Below are 265 nucleotides of genomic sequence, written 5' to 3'. Positions count from 1 at the left end.
GTGTGAGTAAAATATTTGTGGGTGACATTCCGAAATGATCCCCGACGAGGGTTGCGAACTTTTGTTCGCGACGCTCGTCGGGGCCACCAAGCGAAGCGCGGTAGAAAAAAGCAAATGTCGTGAAAAAAGGACTCTCTCCCTGTTATGATGGTGATTGTCAACATCAACCGAAAACAGGAGGGAGAGAGTCCATGAAACATCTTACCACAGAATGGCCTTTATTAAAAGAGCTGGAGGAACAATTAGTCAGAACTCTTCAAAAGGT

At 45.7% G+C, this 265-nt stretch carries 1 protein-coding gene; it reads left to right on the top strand.

The features are described from left to right. Nucleotides 1–191: 191 nt before the first annotated feature. The coding region (locus I656_RS19620; protein WP_235048684.1) for a UPF0236 family protein at nucleotides 192–265 on the top strand (74 nt) is incomplete at its 3' end.

The organism is Geobacillus sp. WSUCF1, from assembly GCF_000422025.1.
GTDB classification, from domain to species: domain Bacteria; phylum Bacillota; class Bacilli; order Bacillales; family Anoxybacillaceae; genus Geobacillus; species Geobacillus zalihae.
The sequence above is the reverse complement of the archived record's forward strand: the minus strand, read 5'-3'. Positions and strand labels throughout refer to the sequence as shown.